Annotated in this window: 1 protein-coding gene; it reads left to right on the plus strand. The window is 56.7% G+C overall.

From position 1 onward, the window contains the following. Positions 1–637, plus strand: a 637-nt coding sequence (locus WH91_RS21000; RefSeq protein ID WP_046172968.1) for an IS3 family transposase, incomplete at both ends; no start/stop codon positions are given.

Below are 637 nucleotides of genomic sequence, written 5' to 3' on the forward strand. Positions count from 1 at the left end.
CTTGCCCAGTTGGAGCTGGCACGAAGTTCGTACTTTTACCATCGAGCCCGTGTGAAGGTGGCAGACAAATACCTCGCTATTCGTCACAGCATCACTGAAATCTTCGAGCTCAACCATTGCTGTTACGGCTACCGCAGGCTGCAGGCGTCGCTGGCCAGGCAGTGCGTTGCGATCTCTGAGAAGGTCGTCCAGCGGTTGATGAAACAGGAGGGCCTGGTCGTTGCTAAGCCAAAGCGGCGCCGGTACGGTTCCTATCTTGGAGAAATCAGTCCGGCACCTGAAAACCTAATCAATCGCGACTTCCAAGCCGGAGCCCCAAACGAAAAGTGGCTTACAGATATCACCGAGTTCCAGATCCCGGCTGGCAAGGTGTACCTCTCGCCCATCATCGACTGCTTCGATGGCCTGGTCCTGAGTTGGTCTATTGGAACGCATCCAGACGCCGAACTGGTCAACACGATGCTGGATGCCGCCATCGACACTGTGGCTGGCGGGGATGCACGGCCCATCGTTCATTCTGATCGCGGTGCTCATTATCGCTGGGCAGGCTGGTTACCCAGGATTGCTGACGCGAAGCTGGTTCGCTCAATGTCCCGCAAGGGATGCTCGCAAGATAACGCTGCGTGCGAGGGGTTTT

This window comes from Devosia psychrophila (genome assembly GCF_000971275.1).
Taxonomy (GTDB): Bacteria; Pseudomonadota; Alphaproteobacteria; order Rhizobiales; family Devosiaceae; genus Devosia; species Devosia psychrophila.